The 16,866-nt window shown below is 72.0% G+C and carries 15 protein-coding genes; 7 read left to right on the top strand and 8 right to left on the bottom strand.

What is annotated here, in order from left to right:
• Nucleotide 1 precedes the first annotated feature (1 nt).
• Nucleotides 2-658: a 2OG-Fe(II) oxygenase gene (locus OG841_RS07315; RefSeq protein ID WP_328642193.1), complete on the bottom strand. Its 657-nt coding sequence runs from the start codon at nucleotides 656-658 to the stop codon at nucleotides 2-4.
• Nucleotides 659-895: 237 nt separating this feature from the next.
• Here OG841_RS07315 and OG841_RS07320 point away from each other — a divergent pair, with 237 nt between their 5' ends.
• Nucleotides 896-1,522, top strand: coding sequence for a 2OG-Fe(II) oxygenase (locus OG841_RS07320; RefSeq protein WP_328642192.1), 627 nt, complete (start codon nucleotides 896-898; stop codon nucleotides 1,520-1,522).
• Between the two features lie 105 nt (nucleotides 1,523-1,627).
• Here the strand turns inward: OG841_RS07320 and OG841_RS07325 are convergent, their stop codons facing one another.
• The 7 genes from OG841_RS07325 to OG841_RS07355 are packed head-to-tail and all read right to left on the bottom strand — an operon-like array spanning nucleotide 1,628 to nucleotide 9,184.
• Nucleotides 1,628-1,822 carry a ferredoxin gene (locus OG841_RS07325; RefSeq protein ID WP_030313923.1) on the bottom strand — a complete coding sequence of 65 codons (195 nt, stop codon included), beginning with the start codon at nucleotides 1,820-1,822 and terminating at the stop codon, nucleotides 1,628-1,630.
• A 16-nt stretch (nucleotides 1,823-1,838) separates the two neighbouring features.
• Nucleotides 1,839-3,071: a cytochrome P450 gene (locus OG841_RS07330; protein WP_328642191.1), complete on the bottom strand. Its 1,233-nt coding sequence runs from the start codon at nucleotides 3,069-3,071 to the stop codon at nucleotides 1,839-1,841.
• A complete protein-coding gene (locus OG841_RS07335; RefSeq protein ID WP_328642190.1) occupies nucleotides 3,068-4,753 on the bottom strand; it encodes an AMP-binding protein in 1,686 nt (561 codons plus the stop codon). Before OG841_RS07335 ends, OG841_RS07330 begins: the two co-directional genes overlap by 4 nt.
• 30 nt (nucleotides 4,754-4,783) lie before the next feature.
• Nucleotides 4,784-5,953, bottom strand: coding sequence for an FAD-dependent oxidoreductase (locus OG841_RS07340; protein WP_328642189.1), 1,170 nt, complete (start codon nucleotides 5,951-5,953; stop codon nucleotides 4,784-4,786).
• A complete protein-coding gene (locus OG841_RS07345; protein ID WP_365119122.1) occupies nucleotides 5,950-7,230 on the bottom strand; it encodes a DegT/DnrJ/EryC1/StrS aminotransferase family protein in 1,281 nt (426 codons plus the stop codon). The genes OG841_RS07340 and OG841_RS07345 overlap by 4 nt, the downstream gene beginning before the upstream one ends.
• Nucleotides 7,224-8,297 (bottom strand): 4-hydroxy-2-oxovalerate aldolase, encoded by a 1,074-nt coding sequence (gene dmpG, locus OG841_RS07350; protein WP_328642187.1) that lies wholly within the window; start codon nucleotides 8,295-8,297, stop codon nucleotides 7,224-7,226. The genes OG841_RS07345 and dmpG overlap by 7 nt, the downstream gene beginning before the upstream one ends.
• Nucleotides 8,294-9,184, bottom strand: coding sequence for an acetaldehyde dehydrogenase (acetylating) (locus tag OG841_RS07355; RefSeq protein WP_328642186.1), 891 nt, complete (start codon nucleotides 9,182-9,184; stop codon nucleotides 8,294-8,296). Before OG841_RS07355 ends, dmpG begins: the two co-directional genes overlap by 4 nt.
• A gap of 278 nt (nucleotides 9,185-9,462) precedes the next feature.
• Here OG841_RS07355 and OG841_RS07360 point away from each other — a divergent pair, with 278 nt between their 5' ends.
• The 6 genes from OG841_RS07360 (at nucleotide 9,463) to OG841_RS07385 (ending at nucleotide 16,843) form a co-directional block, all read left to right on the top strand.
• Nucleotides 9,463-11,496, top strand: coding sequence for an amino acid adenylation domain-containing protein (locus OG841_RS07360; protein WP_328642185.1), 2,034 nt, complete (start codon nucleotides 9,463-9,465; stop codon nucleotides 11,494-11,496).
• Between the two features lie 6 nt (nucleotides 11,497-11,502).
• Entirely contained in the window at nucleotides 11,503-12,324 is an 822-nt protein-coding gene (locus OG841_RS07365; RefSeq protein ID WP_328642184.1) for a thioesterase II family protein, read from the top strand.
• Entirely contained in the window at nucleotides 12,314-13,504 is a 1,191-nt protein-coding gene (locus tag OG841_RS07370) for a cytochrome P450 (protein WP_371564114.1), read from the top strand. Before OG841_RS07365 ends, OG841_RS07370 begins: the two co-directional genes overlap by 11 nt.
• Nucleotides 13,505-13,517: 13 nt before the next feature.
• Entirely contained in the window at nucleotides 13,518-14,198 is a 681-nt protein-coding gene (gene upp, locus OG841_RS07375; protein WP_328642182.1) for a uracil phosphoribosyltransferase, read from the top strand.
• Nucleotides 14,199-14,266: 68 nt separating this feature from the next.
• A complete protein-coding gene (locus OG841_RS07380) occupies nucleotides 14,267-15,541 on the top strand; it encodes an ATP-grasp domain-containing protein (RefSeq protein WP_328642181.1) in 1,275 nt (424 codons plus the stop codon).
• 27 nt (nucleotides 15,542-15,568) lie between these two features.
• Nucleotides 15,569-16,843, top strand: a complete 1,275-nt coding sequence (locus OG841_RS07385; protein WP_371564117.1) for a histidinol-phosphate transaminase — start codon at nucleotides 15,569-15,571, stop codon at nucleotides 16,841-16,843.
• The last annotated feature ends 23 nt before the right edge of the window (nucleotides 16,844-16,866 follow it).

Below are 16,866 nucleotides of genomic sequence, written 5' to 3' on the forward strand. Positions count from 1 at the left end.
GTCAGTTCTGCGGCCGGTACGCGGAGCCGGCGAGCCCGGTGGTCAGCCAGTACTCGATCTGGACCGTGATCCGCTCGGTCCCCTCCGGGTGCTCGATCTTCGAGACCGCGTGCCACGACTTGTCGGTGGGCGGGAAGGCGAGCAACTGGCCGCCGACCGGGCTGATCTCCTCCGTCGGGCCGGCCTTGGGGGACGCGAAGATCTGGAACTGCCCGCCCGCCTCGATGGGCCAGTCACGGTTCAGGTAGAGGATCACGGTGATCGCCTTGGTCGGCTTGTCCTTGTGCACCGACAGGTAGTCGCCGTTGCGGTGGGTGTAGAGGCCGATGCTGCGCTGCAGGCCGGCCAGTTCGATCCCGGTCGACTTCTCCAGCCAGGCGGTGAACTCGGTGCCGCGCAGGTCCTCCACGAGGTCGCGCCAGATCGCGGGCAGCCGAGGGAAGACCGGGGCTTCCTCTTCGAGGACGACGAGGTCCACGAGGTTCATCCGGTACTGCTTCTCGTGCTTCGGGTCCTCGACCGCGATCTTCGCGACGTCGGCGGTCGGCATGGTGGCGAGCAACTCCTTCAGTTGCCCGTCGTCGAGCAGGTCACGGCCGCGGAAGAGCTGGAACGGCTGGGTACGTTCCTCCAGCGCCGAGTCGAACGTCAGCACCACGGTGCCTCCTTGGGGTCGATGCGGGGGTCCCCGGACGGCCGGGACCCGACCTGGCCACAGCCTGTCCGCGGGCCCCTGCCGACCCCTTGTCGGTTCGCTGCCCGGCCGCTGCCGGGGATCGGCAAGGTCTTCGCAAACCGGCGCGCCATCGCACGGCAAGCGGGACGGTGACACTGGCGGGGCAGCCCTGATACCCGAACCGCCGGTGCACACGCCGGCCGCTGAGAGGTGCGAGTCTTGATCAACCTGGACGTCCGGCTCGAAACGTGGGACCACCCCTTCCGGCACTTCCGCGGCGCCGGTCTGCTCTCCGCGCGAGACCTGGCCGACCTCGGCGCCACCGCGCCGGACGCGGGCCTGTTCCAGCGGATCGACACCTCGACCGGTGACGCACGGCGCCGCTACCGCTCGTCCGTCCTGCCGTTCTCCGACAACAAGACCGGCCTCACCCCCGATGACATCCCCCTGGCGGCGCCGTGGCGCGAACTGGTCACCGGCCTGCTGTCCGAGGAGTTCGCCGACTGGCTCCGCCGCGAGACCGGGGTGGACACCACCGGGCTCCACCGCCGGGCCGAGATCTACCGCCACGTCGACGGCGACTTCGAGGACCTCAACCCCGGCAAACAGCACAAGAGACTCGCCTTCGAACTGCACACCAACGAGCAGTGGCCGGCCGACGGCGGCGGAGAACAGGAGTACTGGTCCGGCCCGGACAGGTCGGCCGGCCCCGCCTCGACGATGCCCCCGACGGGAGGCACCGCCTGGTTCTACTCGGCGTCGCCCTCGTCCTGGCACCAGATGGCGCCGGTCACCGCGGGGCGGGGCCTGGTGCGGCAGTCGGTCACCATGAGCTTCTTCGAGTAGCCGACGAACCCCGGCCGGACACCGACAGCCAAACACCGACGGAAGCCGCCGCCCGAGCTGTCTCGGACGGCGGCTTCCGTCGGTGGAGCCCCTCGCTCCTCCCGGTCACTCCTCGTCGATCCGGAGGGCCGACGACGGGCACAGGTGGACCGCCTGACGGACGGCCGGCCCGTCCGCCCCGGCCGGATCCACCGTCAGCGGCGCGACCAGCCCCTCCTCGTCCTGGTCGAAGACGGCGGGCGCCGCCAGGACGCACTGGGCGGCGCCGACGCACCGCTCCCTGTCCGCGGTGATGTGCACGGGCGTGCCCCTCTCCTCAGCAGTTCACCGGCACCCGGTAGATGCCGTAGATCCCGGCGTCGTCCTTGTACGGCAGCTCCTCGGCCGGCACGGCCAGCGACAGGCCCGGCACCCGGCGCAGCAGCGTCTCGAACACGACCTCCAGCTCCACCCGGGCCAGGTTCTGCCCGAGGCACTGGTGGACCCCGTACCCGAAGGCGACGTGGTGGCGCGCGCCGCGCTCGAAGTCGAGCCGGTCCGGGTGGTCGAAGACCTCGTCGTCCCAGTCGGCGGCGAGCCCGGACACGACGATGCCCTCGTCCTTGCGGATCGTGACGCCGCCGATCTCGATGTCCTCGGTGGCGACCCGGGCGGGCGCGTTCTCCACGACGCTGAAGTAGCGCAGCATCTCCTCGATCGCCGGGGGCAGCAGCGACGGGTCGGCCGCGATCCGTGCCCTGTGCTCCGGGTTCTCCAGCAGGGCCACCACGCCCAGCGAGATCATGTTCGCGGTGGTCTGGTGCCCGGCGATCAGCAGCATGACGGCGGTGCCGACGATCTCGTCGTGCGTCATCACCGGCGTCTGCCGGTTGCGCGCGATGAGCCGGCCGATCAGGTCGTCGGTGGGCTCGCCCCGCTCCTTCTCGGTGACGAGGTCCTCCAGGAAGTCGTTGAGCGCGTCGGAGGCCGCGGCGCGCTCCCGTATCGAGACGGACCGGCTGACCAGCATGCCCGCCCACTCGTGGAAGTCGCGGCGCTGCTCGTGGGGCACGCCCAGCAGCTCGCAGATCACCAGCGACGGCACCGCCTGCGACACGTGCTCGACGAGGTCGGCCGGCTGCGGCGCGGCCAGCATCTCGTCGATGCTCCGGTCGACGATCTCCTGGACACGCGGGCGCAGCGCGGCGATCCGGCGCAGCGAGAACTCGCCGGTGAGGATCTTGCGGTGGGCCCCGTGCTCGGCCCCGTCCAGGTGGATCATGGACCGCCGGGTGCTGAGCCGGCGGACGCGCTCGGTTGCCGCGCGCTGCTCGGCGGTCAGCCGTCCCGGGAACGCCGGGTGCAGGCGATCGGCGCTGACCCGCGGGTCGGCGAGCAGCTTGCGGGCCAGCTCGTGCTTGGTGACCAGCCAGGCCACCTGGCCGTCGGGCATCCGGACCCGGCTGACCGGCTCCCGCCCGCGCAGCTCCCGGTACTCGGCGGGCGGGTGCATGGGGCACGCGCGGGCCATCGGGAACGACGGAATGTCGTGGTCGAGCGTCTCGGTCATGGGGTGGGCTTCCGTTCCTCTCGGGCCTGCCGGTCCGCTGCCGCCGCGCGGAGCGAGACCCGGTTGATCTTGCCGACGCCGATCATCGGGAGGGCGTCCACCACCCTCAATTCCTCGGGCAGTTTGTACGTGGCGATTCCGTGCTCGGTGAGGAAGCGGCGCAGGCCGAGCAGCGTCGGCTGCTTCTCCGGGTCGCAGGGGACGGCGAAGACGCAGACCGTCTGCCCCCACACCGGGTGCGGCATCGCGACCGCCGCGACCGCCCGCAGCAAGGGGTGCTCGGCGAGCAGCGCTTCGATCTCCCCGGCGGAGATCTTCTCCCCGCCGCGGTTGATGACGTCGCCGGTCCGGCCCTCCACCACCAGCCCGCCCGACGGGTGGAGGCGTGCCAGGTCGCCGGTGCGGTAGAAGCCGTCGTCGGTGAAGGCGCGCGCGTCGGCCTCCGGCGCCGCGTAGTACCCGGCGACCGTGTACGGGCCCCTTGTCAGCACCTCTCCCACCTCGCCGGGTGCCATCTCGGTGCCGTCCTCGTTCACGATGCGGATCTCGTCGCCGGGTGAGGCCGGCCGCCCCTGGGTGTGGGCGATGACGTCACCGGGGTCGTCCAGCGCGGTGTAGGTCAGCAGCCCTTCGCTCATGCCGTAGCACTGCTGCACCGTGCAGCCGAGCAGCTTGTGCGCCTCGGCCGCCGGGGCGGGCTCCAGACGGGCGCCGCCGGCCTGCATCACGCGCAGCGACGTCGGCCCGCGGCCCCGCTGCCGGACCTCGTTCAGCCACTGGGTGACCAGCGCGGGCACCAGCGTCGTGTGCGTCACCCCCTCCCGGTCGATGAGGTCGAGCGCCGCCCCGGGATCTCCCGGCGAGCCCAGGACCACCCGGCCACCGAAGGCCAGGACGCCGAACATGCCGGGGCAGTTGAGGACGAACCCGTGCGCCCCCGACATGACGGCGAGGTACACCGTGTCCGGCGACAGCCCGGCCCACCGGGCGGCCGTCCGGATCATGTAGCCGTAGCCCTCGTGGGCGCGCGCGATCGCCTTCGGTGGACCGGTGGTCCCGCTGGACAGCAGGAAGACGGCGGGCTCGTCGGCCAGCGGCGGCCCCAGATCGGGCAGGGGCCTCGCGCCGGGATCGGGACGGCACAGCTCGACCAGGTCCTCGGTGCCTTCGGGAACGGCGTCCGACGTGCGGTCGGCGACCAGGATGCGCCGGATACTCGGGCAGCTCTCCCGCAGTTCCCTCGCCAACGCGACATGGTCGAAGCGCTGCCAGCGGCGCGGTACGGCCACGGCCGTGGGCCGGGTGGCCGCCACGACCGCCAGCAGCTCCCGGCGGCGCAGCGTGGGCACCGCCATCACCGGGTGGGCGCCCAGCCGCATCAACGCCAGCGGCAGGACGACCAGCTCCAGGTCGTTCGGGAGCTGGACCAGGACCCGGTCCCCGCGCGCGATCCCGAGGCCGGCCAGCCGGGCGGCGGCGCCGGCGACCGCGTCCGCCAGCTCGCGCCGGGTCAGCCGGCCGCCGGGACCGCGGACGGCCTCCTTCTCGGGATCCTCGTCCACGTGCCGCAGCACCAGCCGGTCGACCCGCTCAGGACGCCACCACCCGCGGTCGCGGTACTCCCGCGCGCGATCCGGCGGAATCCTCGGGAGGCCGGGATCCTCGGGACGGAATGAACTCACGCCCTGTCACCTTCCTTTCTCGCGGCCACGTCAGAGAGCCGACTGCGGGGCGAGCCGTGAGATGTCGTACGCGGTGGAGTCCTCCACGGCCAGGTCGGCGCAGATCCGGCCGAACAGCGGGACGAACTTGAACGCCCAGCCCGCCCCGTAGACGACGAGCTTCTCCCCGTGCGTCATCAGGTCCCGCGCGGTGCCGAGGAAGAACTGCCGTTCGGGGTCCGTGGGCAGTACGGCCAGGCAGGTCGAGGTCCGCACCGGGTCGGGGTCGACCGTGGGCAGGTGGTCCCTCAGCCAGCCCGAGAGCCGGTCCATCTGGCGCCGGTCGGCGACGCCGGTGGCCGCCGACGGGTGGTCGAGCGGGTCCACCTCGAAGATCGGCCCGCAGCGCACGAACTCCCCGGGCGCCCACGGGTTGTGCCCGAACCCGTAGAACAGGTTGGTGTCCTCCCGCGTCGGCTGCTGGAAGGCGAACCAGAACGGCGCCTCGTCCACCGGCCGGGCCTGCCGGTAGGCCGCGATGGCCATCTCGTACACCGAGTACGCGAGGCGCGCGCCCAGCGGTTCCAGCAGGTCGTTGGTGTAGGGGCCGCAGGCCAGCACCACCTTGCCGGCCCGGTAGGTGCCCCGGTCGGTGGTGACGCTCACCCCGTCCGCGTCCGGCACGAGTTCCGTCACCGTCTCACCGGCGCGCAGGGTGCTGCCGGCCGCCTGGGCGAGGGTGAAGAGCGCCGCCAGCGTCCCCCTGACGTCGATCGTCCCGCCGTCGGGCTGGAGGAACCCCTCGTAGTCCCGGGGCAGGCCGCGGAACCCGAACCGCCGCTCGATGTCGGTGGCCTTGAGCCACTCGTAGCGCACCGAGAGCTTGTCCATCATCGCGGCGGTCCCCGAGATCTGGCCCTCGTTGGTGACCACGTCGGTGTCCCCGAACCAGAGGCTGCCGATCTCGTGGATGAGGCGGCGCTCGCAGCGGCTCTCCAGCGCGCGCCACAGCGGAAGGGTCTCCAGCGTCAGGCGGAACAGGTCCTCCTCGGTGTACTGGAGCCGCCAGTGCCGCTCGGCGCCGCTGGTGCCCCCGCTCTCGTTGAAGAACATGTGCCGCTCCAGGACCAGCACCCGGTGGCCGCGCTCGGCGACCTGCCAGGCGGTGGCCAGGCCCACGGGCCCGCCTCCCACGACCACCACGTCATAGGACTCCGTCATGTCCGGGCCTCCTCGTAACTCGACGTGCCGCCCTTGCCGGTGTCCCGCCGTCCGGTGAGCGCGGACTTCAGGGCCAGCACCAAGTGCTCGACCTGGCCGTCGGTCATCGACGGGTAGCAGGGCAGGTTGACCTGCTCGTGGAACCAGAGCCGCTCGGTGACCGGACACTCGCCGAGCCGGTGGCCCCGGCCCCGCCACTCGGGGCGCAGGTGCAGGGGGAAATAGCGCACCTGCACCTGGACCCCGGCGTCTTCGAGGGCGTGGATCACCTCGTCGCGGCTCACCCCTTGCCCCGGCCGGACCAAGAAGGTGAACAGGTGGTAGGGGTGGTGGATGTCCTCGGGCACGTCGGCCAGCCGCACCTGCGGGAACTCCGCCAGCGTCTGGGCCAGGCGCCCGGCGATCCACCGCCGCCGCCCGGCCAGCTCCCCGAGACGCTCCAGCTGGACGAGCCCCACGGCCGCCCCGGCCTCGCTGAGTGTGGCGTTGCTCCCGGGATGGCGGATGCGCAGGCACTCCTTCTCGTACGAGTCCCCCGCCCACATCATCCAGGGCTCCGAGCGGTCGTACGGCCCGGCCAGCAGCGGTGACGGCACGAGGACCCCGTCGGCGGCGTTGGACCGGATGCGGTCGACGCGCTCGGCCCACTCGGGGTCGTCGAAGGTGAGCATGCCGCCCTCGCCGAGCGTCGTGATGTTCTTGCTGGAGTGGAAGCTGAAGCACCCGATGTCGCCGAGCACGCCCGGCCGCCGGCCGCGGTAGAGGGCGCCCAGCGCGTGCGCGCAGTCCTCGATCACCCGGACGCCGTGCCGGCGGGCCACCCGCATGATCTCGTCCATGCGGGCCGGCCGGCCGCCGTAGTGGACCAGGATCAGGGCCCGGGTCCGCGGGGTGATCAGCGACTCGAACGAGTCGACGTCCACGTTCAGGGTGTCCGGCTCCACGTCGCAGAAGCGGACCGTCACGTCGTGCGCCAGCAAGGGGTCGGCGGTGGCCTTGAAGGTCTGCGGGGTCACGATCACCTCGTCACCGGGGACGAGGTCCAGCAGGTGCACGGCGAGCGCGACGGCGACGGTTCCGCTGGTGACGGTCATCGCGTACCGGCTGCCGACGTGCTCGCGCATCGCCTGCTCGAACGCGTCCCGCCACCGCCCTTGCGAGAGGCTCTCGCCGGAGCGGACGAGCTCGCCGAGCGCGGCCACCTCGGCCTCCCCGAGGATGCTTCCCACAGCGGGGGCCGGCACGAAGTACCGGGAGTTCTCGTTCACGGTCAGCATGAGCCGGTCCCACGGCCCGCCGGGCTTTCCCCGTCCCGGGCGGCGCGCAGGGCCAGCGCCACCTCCACGATCAGGTCCTCCTGGCCCGCGACCACCTGACGCCTGCCGAGTTCGAAGAAGACGTCGCGCGGGTCGACCCCTTCCCGCGCTGCGATGTCGAGCACCGGTTTCTTGAACCCGGAGAACACCCCGGCCAGCCCGCTGACGATGGAGACGGAGTCGATGGTGGGCGGCGCCGGCATCAGCTCCCGCCCCGCGATGTCCGCGGCGTCCAGGAGCCGGTACAGGTCGATGCCCGTCCGGAACCCCAGCCGCTCCAGCACCGGCACCAGGACCTCGAGCTGGGTGTTGCCGGCGCCGGCGCCGAAGCCCCGCGCGCACGCGTCGAGGATGCCGGCCCCCGCCTCCGCGGCGGCGATCGAGTTCGCCACGGCCATCCCGAGGTTGTTGTGCCCGTGGAACATCACCGGCACGTCGACGGCGGCGCAGATGGCCCCGATGCGGGCCGTGACGTCCGAGGGCAGGAAGTGCCCCGAGGAGTCGAGGATGCCCACGCCGGTGGCGCCGTACCCGACCAGGCGCGCGCACTCCTCTGCGAGCTGGTCGGGGCTCGCCATGTGCGTCATCAGGAGGATGCCGTGCGCCTCCACGCCCTCGTCGCGCAGGAAGCCGAGGTGGCGCTCGGCGACGCTGGCCTCGGTGCAGTGCGTCGCGATGCGCACCAGGTCGACCTCGTACGCGAGGGCGTTCTTGATGTCCTGGGTGGTGGCCCAGCCCGGGAACATGAGAACCCCGAGCTTGCTGGTCGTCAGGGTCTCCCGGGCGATCGACATCATCTCGTCGTCGCTCAGCCGGGCCCGGCCGACCTGGAGGGACGAGGCGGCCAGCCCGTTGCCGTGGCCGACCTCGACGACCGGGACGGCCGCGGCGTCCGCGGCCTTCAGATAGGCGCGGAACTGCTCCGCGCCGAGGCTGTGCCGCACGGCGTGCTGGCCGTCGCGCAGCGTCGGGTCGTGGATCTGGACCGGCCTGCCCGCGGCGGCGTCCCGGGCCGCTTCCTGGCTCATGCCGTCTCCCTGCCTGCCAGTGCGAGCCGGTCCGCCGCGTAACACTCGGCGGCCTGGATCGCGGCGGAATTGATGATGTCGAGATTCCCGGCGTAGTGCGGCAGCCGGTCGCCGGACGCGGTGACCTCCACGGAGACGAAGGCCGTGGAGTCGTTGACGGTGCACACGCTGACGCCGAATCCCTTGACGTACGTACGGATCTCGTCAGCGGCTCTCGTCACCAGCGCGCGCACCGAGTCGGTGGTGAGGTCCCGGCCCCGCAGGTACATGGCGACCCGGAAGGTGGCCGCGGGCCGGGCGGGGCTGATGTTGACGAGCGCCTTCACGTCCTCGACGCCGGTGAACCAGCGGATCGCGTCCTGCGTGGTCTGCACGTACTCGTCGAGGTTCAGGCGCGAGGCACGGCCCACGCTCAGGGTGGCGGCCGTGGTCACGACCTCGATGCAGTCGATCTCGTGCGCTCGCGCGATCGCGTGCAGGATCGGTACGCACGCCTGCCCGCCACAGGTCACCATGCTGATGTCGCGGTGGGAGCCGATGTCCTCCCGGTTGACGGTCGGGACGATCATCTGCCCGACTCTGCTGGGCGTCAGATCGACGATCATCGCCCCGGACGCCGCGAGCTTCTCCGCGTGCTCGGCGTGGAACGACGCGTTGGTGGCGTCGAACACCACGTCGAAGTCCTCCTCGGCGTCGATGAGGGACTGGATGCCCCCGGTCGCCACCGGCAGCCCGCGCCGGGCCGCCCGCCGCAGCTCGGCGGCGTCGTGCCGCCCCGCGACGAGCCGCAGGTCGAGACAGTCTGAGCGCATGATCTTGGTCGCCAGGTCCATACCGATGAGTCCGGCGCCGAGGACCGATACGGACAGCCGTCCAGTTGCTTGCATGTACGGTCGCCTTTCCGTCAAGGTGCGGCGTGATCCGCCCTGGGACCGCCCGCGGAGGCCGGCTGCGGTGGTCCCTACGCGGCCCAGCCTGGAACCGGGGCCTTGCCGACGGCTCGCCGTCGCGCTGACCGGTCGCCGCCGCGGGCGGGGCAAGCGAGGCGGCGAGGTCCTTGCAGGGACGCGGCGACATGCTGTGCGGGCACCACCCCCGGGGGCTTCCCCCGCTACAACGCCAGTCCGTACGCCGCACCTTTAGCATCCGAAGGGGACTGCGAGCCGTGGTCAACCCGATTCATGACGACAACGGTGTCTCTCTGGTCCTGGTGAACAGCGAGAACCGGCACGCTCTGTGGGCCGGCGGCCTCGACGTACCGCCGGGCTGGCGCGTCGCGCACCGGGCGGCGAGCCGCCGGGAGTGCCTGGAGTACATCGGCGCCCACTGGCCTGACATCCGGCCCGCGAGACTCCCGGACGCCGGGAAGGACGCGGGCGCCTGCCTCCACGACCTGTTCGCCGCCCAGGCCGCGCGCACCCCCGGGGCGCCGGCTCTGATCTGGCGGGACCAGGATCTGACGTACCGTCAACTCGATGACGATTCCAGCAAGTTGGCCGCACACCTGCGGCAGCGCGGCGTCGGGCCAGGCGCGTTCGTGGGCCTGTGCGTCGAGCGGTCGCCGCAGATGATCACGGCCCTGCTCGGGGTCCTGAAGACCGGCGCCGCCTACGTGCCCCTCGACCCCGAGTACCCGGTCGAGCGGCTGCGGTACGTCCTGTCCGACACGGGCGCACGCCTGCTCCTGACCCAGGAGCCGCTTCGCCCGCTCTTCCCGGACTACGACGGCGAGATCGTCTGCCTCGACCAGCACCGGCAGGACATCGACGCCCTGCCCACCGCGCCCGCGCCGGACAGCCCCGTCCCGCTGCCGTCGGACGCCGCCTACGTCATCCACACCTCCGGCTCCACGGGCCGCCCCAAGGGCGTCCTGGTGACGCACCGCTCCCTGGCGAACCACAGCTCCGCCGTGAACCGGCACTTCGCGTTCGCCCCCGGCGACCGCGTCCTGCAGTGCAGGCCGCTGAGCTTCGACGCCGCCGCCGAGGAAATCTTCCCGCCGCTCCTGCACGGCGCGGCCCTCGTCCTCGGCAGCGACCCCCTGCGCCAGACGTTCCGGGCCCTGACCCAGCAGGTCATCGACACCGGCACGACCTTCCTGAGCGTGCCCACGGCCTTCTGGCACAGCTGGGTCGCGGAGGAGGACTGTCTGCTGCGGCTGGCCACGGAGTCCGCGCTGCGCACGATGATCGTGGCCGGCGAGAAGGCGGCCCGCCAGGCGCTGCTGACCTGGAAGAAACGGGTCGGCGAGGACATCCGCTGGTTCAACGTCTACGGCCCCACCGAGGGCACCATCACCACGACGGTCCACGAGCCGGGCGCCGACTGGGAGGCCGGCGAGTACGGCTCCGTCCCGATCGGCCGCCCCATCGACAACGTCCGCACGTACGTCCTCGACGACGCCCTGCGGCCGGTCCCGGCGGGAACGCCGGGCGAGCTGTTCATCGGCGGGGCGGGCGTGGCCGTCGGCTACCTCAACGCGCCGCAGACCACCGCCGAGCGGTTCCTGCCCGACCCCTTCTCCGGCGTGCCCGGCAGCCGGCTCTACCGCACCGGGGACCTGGTGCGCGCGGACGCCGACGGCTGCCTGGAGTTCCTCGGCCGCCGGGACCACCAGGTGAAACTGCGCGGCTACCGCATCGAACTCGGCGAGATCGAGACCGTGCTCGCCGAGCACCGGGACGTCCGGTCGTGCGTCGCCCAGGTGACCGGCGACGGCCCCGACAGCACCCTCGTGTGCTTCGTGACCGCCGACGAGCGGACCGCACCGCCGGCCGCCGAACTGATCGCCCACCTGCGGAGCCGGCTGCCCTGGTACATGATCCCGACGGCCGTCCACGTCCTGGACGCCTTCCCCATGACCCCCAACGGAAAGATCGACCGGGCCGCCCTGCTCGCCCTCGAACCCGACGACGACGGCGAGGCCGTCCACATCGCGCCGCGCACCCCCGTGGAAGCGGTCCTGGCGGACATCTGGGACGACATCCTCGGCCGCCGCGGCATCAGCGTCGACGCCGACTTCTTCCAGGTGGGCGGACACTCCCTGCTCGCCGCGAGCCTCATCGCCCGCATCCGCGCCCGGTTCGACGTCGCCATGACGGCCCGCGTGCTGTTCGAGTCCCCGACCATCGCCGGGCTCGCCGAAGCCGTCACCCGGGCGACCGGCGACAGCGCGGCGGACCGCGCCGGGCGGAGCTGACCGGCGGTGGCACCGCGACAGATCGCCGCCGCGCGGCCCGACAGCCCCTGGCTGCGCACCTTCGGGCCGCCGGAGCCTTCGGCCCCGGCCCGGCTCGTGTGCTTCCCGCACGCCGGGGGCGCGGCCAGCTACTTCCGGGACTGGGGCGGCCGGGACCTCGCCGGGGCCGAGGTGTGGGCCGTCCAGTACCCGGGCCGCGAGAACCGGATCCGGGAGGAGTTCCCGCCCGACCTGCACACCCTCGCCGACCAGGTCACCGAGGAGCTGCGCGGACTCCTCGACCGGCCCGCCGTCTTCTTCGGGCACAGCATGGGCGCGGTCGTCGGCTACGAGGTCCTGCGCCGCCTCACGGCCGGCAGCCGGGGCGGCGCCGTACGCCACCTCGTGGTCTCGGGGTGCGGCGCCCCCCACCGGGTGCGCCCCTTCGCCGGACAGGAAGGCGCCCACCTCCTGGACGACGACCGGCTCGTGGCCCTCCTCAAGGAGCTGGGCTCCGGCAACGCGGGCCTGCTGGACGACCCGGACATGCGCTCGGCCTTCCTGCCGGCGGTTCGCGGCGACTACCGCATCGTCCAGTCCTACGTCCCGCGCGCCGGCGGCCCGCCCCTGCGGACCGACGTCACCGCGTTCGTGGGCCGCCAGGACGAGGCGGTCGGCGTCGGCGACGCGGGCGCCTGGGCCGGCGCGACCCGGGGCCGCTTCACGCTCCGCACCTTCCCCGGCGGCCACTTCTACCTGGGAGAACACCCGGACGACGTCCTGCACGCCCTGCGCGAGGTCCTCCGTCCCGCCACCACGATCGACACCGGGAGAGCTGATGAACGTTGACGTGTCCGACCCGCTCCTGTATCGGGACTCCGACCCCGGACCGGTCTGGTCGCGGTTGCGCGCCGAACACCCCGTCTACCGCAACGAGCGGGCCAACGGGGAGCACTTCTGGGCGGTGATGACCCACGGCCTGTGCACGGACATGCTGACCGACCCCCGCGTGTTCAGCTCCCAGAACGGGATGCGCCTCGACTCCGACCCGCAGGTCCTCGCCGCCGCGGCCGGCAAGATGCTCAACATCACCGACCCGCCCCGGCACGACAAGATCCGCAAGGTCGTCAGCTCGGCGTTCACCCCGCGCATGGTGAGCCGGCTGGAGGCCACCATGCGCAGGACGGCCGCCAAGGCCATCGACGAGGCGCTGGCCGCAGGGGAGTGCGAGTTCACGCGCGTCGCCCAGAAACTGCCGGTCTCGGTCATCTGCGACATGCTCGGCGTCGCGCCCGCCGACTGGGACTTCATGGTCGAGCGCACCCGCTTCGCCTGGAGCTCCACCGCCCTCGACGAGACCGAGGAGGCGCGCAAGATCCAGGCCCACACCGAGATCCTGCTCCACTTCCAGGACCTCGCCGCGCAGCGCAGGCGGGAGCCGAAGGACGACCTCATGAGCGCCCTGGTGTGCGGCGAGATCGACGGCGCCCCGCTGACCGACCAGGAGATCCTCTACAACTGCGACGCCCTGGTCTCCGGCGGCAACGAGACGACCCGGCACGCCACTGTCGGCGGACTGCTCGCCCTCATCGACAACCCGGACCAGTGGCACCGCCTGCGCGACGAGCCCGCCCTCATGCCCTCGGCGATCCAGGAGATCGTGCGCTACACCTCGCCCGTCATGCACGCGCTGCGCACCGCGACCGAGGACGTCGAGTTCGGCGGCGAGCTGATCAGCGCCGGGGACCACGTCGTCGCGTGGCTGCCCTCGGCCAACCGCGACGAGAAGGTCTTCGACGACCCTGACCGCTTCGACATCGAGCGCGAACCCAACCGCCATCTGGGCTTCATCCAGGGCAACCACTACTGCATCGGCTCCTCGCTCGCCAAGCTCGAACTCACGGTGATGTTCGAGGAACTCCTGGCGCGGGTCGAGGTCGCCGAACTCGCCGGCCAGGTCCGCCGCCTGCGCTCGAACCTGCTGTGGGGGTTCGACTCGCTTCCCGTGAAATTCGTTCCGAGGGCCTGAGGAGAGCTGCCCCATGACCGCGCCGACCACCCCCTCGATCGACAAGTACCTCGGCACCAACGTCCGTCTGCTGCCCCAGACCGACCAACTGTGCGCCCTGCACACCGCGATCCGCGACCGGGACGCCCGCCGCGAGGACTTCGTCCGCTACTCGCGCCGGATCATCCGCCTGCTGATCGAGGCGGGCATGGACCTGCTCCCCTTCGAGCCGCACGAGGTCCGCACCCCGACCGGCGCCGCCTACCAGGGGCTGCGCTTCGCCTCCGGGCTGTGCGGGGTCACCGTGGTGCGCGCCGGGGAGAGCATGGAGGGCGAACTGCGGGACGTCTGCCCGGGGATCAGGATCGGGAAGATCCTCATCCAGCGGGACGAGACGACCAAAGAGGCCCGCCTCTACTACACCGCCCTGCCCGCCGACATCGCCCGGCGGCACGTCCTGCTCCTCGATCCGGTCATGGCGACCGGCGGGACCGCGCTGGCGGCGCTGCGGGTGCTGACCGACCTCGGCGTGCCCGAGGAGAACATCGTCTTCGTCAACTTCATCACCGTCCCCGAGGGCATCACCGCCGTCTGCGAGCAGTACCCGCGGGTGCGGATCGTGACCTCCGCCATCGAGGAGCGGCTGACCGAGGACGCGTGGATGCTGCCCGGCATCGGGGACTTCGGGGACCGCTACTTCGGCACGGACGCCTGACGCGTGCGCGGCCGGCTTCCCCGACCGGCCTGGAAGACCGTGACACGACGACTGATCGAAGGATGCACATGAAGGCCGAACAGGGGCCGTTTCTCCTGCTGAACACCAAGGAGATCGTCTCGCGCCTGCACGAGTGGTTCCCTGACGCCGCGCGGGAGCTGGTCGTGGTGACCACGAGAGCGGACATCCCCTCCGCCGAAATAGCCGCGTACGCACAGCGCTTCCTCCACCTGGAGGTGGTGCCCAACCTCTGGGAGCTGCCGGACGACGAACTCGTGAACCTCGCCCGGCGGTTCGGCGTACGCCGGATCCTGTCGCTCGGCGAGCGCGAGGTGCTGCGCGCGGCGCGCATGCGGGCCGAACTCGGCCTGCCCGGCCAGAGCCTCGCCTCGGCCACGGCGTACCGGGACAAGCACGTCATGAAGTCGACCCTGGCGGCTGCGGGCATCGACGTCGCCCCCATGCGCAAGTTCCGGTCCAACGACGAACTCGCCGAGTTCACGTGGAAGGTCGGCTTCCCGGTCGTCGTCAAGGAACTCGACTCCGGCGCGTCGAACGGCACCGTGGTCCTGATGGACGAAGAGGACCTGCGCGCCCTCCCGGAGCGTGCCACCGGAACCCCCCGGCTGGCCGAAGCCTGGGTCGAGGGCGACTTCTACCACGTCAACGGCCTCATGAAGGACGGCGAGGTGGTGCTGGCGGTGCCCTCCCGCAACCTGTACTCCGACTGGTTCTCGGTCGCCTACGACGCCCCGACCATGACGGGGATGATGCCCGACGAGCACCCCCTGTCCGAGCGGCTGCGCAGCACCGCGCGGCAGGTCGTGGCCGCGCTGCCCGCCGTACCCGACCTGTGCGCCTTCCACCTCGAACTGTTCCACACCGCCGACGACCGCGTGGTCGTCTGCGAGATCGCCTGCCGGGCGGGCGCGGCCCTCGTCACCGACGTCCACGAAACCGTGCTGGGGATGAACTTCTACGGCGCGAGCCTGCTCGGCCAGGCCGGACGCGGTGACCAGGTCGAGATCCGCCCGACCGGCGAACGGCTCGGCTTCGTCTGGTTCCCGCCGGCCAAGGGAGTCCTGCGCGCGCTGCCCGACACGTGCCCGCTGCCGGGGACGGTGAGCTACCGGCCCTGCGGCGACGTCGGACGCCTCTACGGCAGCTCCCCCGGACTCGGCCGGCCCGTCGCCGAGATGGTCTTCCGGCTCACCGAGCCGGACACCGGGGCGGAGCTGCGGCGGATCGAGGAGTGGTGGGACGACAACGTCGTCTGGGAGCACCGGACCAACGCGGTGCCCGAGCGCTGGAAGACGCCCCGAAGGAAGCCGGCCGACGCGTAGCGGCCCGGCGATCGGACCGGAGGACCCGTGTACGAACTGCTGAAGACGATCATGATCGAGGAGCTGGAGGTGGAGGCCGACCAGGTGTCCCCGGACGCGAGCCGCGAGGACGCGGGCCTGGACTCCCTCGCCACCTTCGAACTCTCCCTGGCGCTCAGCCAGCGCCTCGGCGTCACCATCGCCGACGAGGACCTGTTCGGCCTCAAGACACTGGCGGACATCGCCGAGTTCCTGGAGAAGCGCACCGGAGGGGGAGCTCCCCAGGACGCCGGACTCGCCCGGCTGCTCGGCGGCGAGGACGGCTTCCACCCCGACCGCCCCGCCCCCGCCCACCAACTCGCCCGCAACGAAACCCCGTTTCAGCCCCCCGAGTCCGTGCTGGACGCGATCACCCGCGCCGCCACCGAGGCCAACCGGTACCCGGACCCGGCCTGCGGAGAGCTGCGCGCCGCACTCGCCCGGCACTACGACCTCTCCCCGGACCGCGTCGCGGTGGGCGCCGGATCGATCACGCTCCTCCAGGCGCTGCTCACGGTGACCGCCGAACCGGAAGCAGCCGTCGCCTACTCGTGGCCGTCCTTCGACGGCTACGAGGTGCTCGCGGACCTCGCCGGATTCCGCACGGTACGCGTCCCGCTGGCCGAGGACGGGCACGACCTCGACGCCCTGGCCGCGGCGGTCGACGAGCACACCCGCCTGGTGCTGCTCTGCAACCCCAACAACCCCACCGGCACCGCGTCGGGCGAGGCCGACCTCCTGCGGTTCCTCGACGCCGTCCCGCGCACGTGCCTGGTCGTGCTCGACGAGGCGTACTGCGAATACGCGCGGGACCCCGGCCTCGGTGCCCGGCTGCTCACCTCGTGGCCGAACCTGCTCGTCGCCCGCACCTTCTCCAAGGCGTACGGCCTCGCCGGCCTGCGCGTCGGCTACCTGCTCGCGGAGCCCGGCCTGATCTCCCGCGTCCAGCGCATGGTGATGCCGTTGAGCGTCAGCGACGTCGCCCAGGCCGCCGCCGTCGCGTCGCTGGCGGCGGAGAAGGAGCTCCTCGGCCGCGTCCAGGACACGGCCGCCGAACGGGACCGCGTCCGCGCCGCGCTGCTCGCCCTGGGATTCGACGTGCCGCCCTCGCAGGCGAACTTCCTCTGGCTGCCGCTCGGCGCTCGTGCCCAGGAGTTCGCCGCCGCGTGCGCGTCGGCCGGAGTCGACGTACGGCCCTATCCGGGTGACGGCGTGCGCGTGACGACAGGAACCGCTGAGGACAATGACGCGTTCCTGGCAGCGGCCGAGATGAACCGCCCGTGAATTCTGTTTCCCGTGGAAACGGA

It is taken from the genome of Streptomyces canus (assembly GCF_041435015.1).
Lineage (GTDB): Bacteria > Actinomycetota > Actinomycetes > Streptomycetales > Streptomycetaceae > Streptomyces > Streptomyces canus_G.

What these genes read in the sequence shown, in the direction of transcription:
- OG841_RS07330 (WP_328642191.1), bottom strand. Translation starts at nt 3,071, where the DNA reads ATGACCGAGACGCTCGACCACGACATTCCGTCGTTCCCGATGGCCCGC.
- OG841_RS07340 (WP_328642189.1), bottom strand. Translation starts at nt 5,953, where the DNA reads ATGACGGAGTCCTATGACGTGGTGGTCGTGGGAGGCGGGCCCGTGGGC.
- OG841_RS07345 (WP_365119122.1), bottom strand. Translation starts at nt 7,230, where the DNA reads ATGCTGACCGTGAACGAGAACTCCCGGTACTTCGTGCCGGCCCCCGCT.
- dmpG (WP_328642187.1), bottom strand. Translation starts at nt 8,297, where the DNA reads ATGAGCCAGGAAGCGGCCCGGGACGCCGCCGCGGGCAGGCCGGTCCAG.
- OG841_RS07355 (WP_328642186.1), bottom strand. Translation starts at nt 9,184, where the DNA reads ATGCAAGCAACTGGACGGCTGTCCGTATCGGTCCTCGGCGCCGGACTC.
- OG841_RS07370 (WP_371564114.1), top strand. Translation starts at nt 12,314, where the DNA reads ATGAACGTTGACGTGTCCGACCCGCTCCTGTATCGGGACTCCGACCCC.
- upp (WP_328642182.1), top strand. Translation starts at nt 13,518, where the DNA reads ATGACCGCGCCGACCACCCCCTCGATCGACAAGTACCTCGGCACCAAC.
- OG841_RS07380 (WP_328642181.1), top strand. Translation starts at nt 14,267, where the DNA reads ATGAAGGCCGAACAGGGGCCGTTTCTCCTGCTGAACACCAAGGAGATC.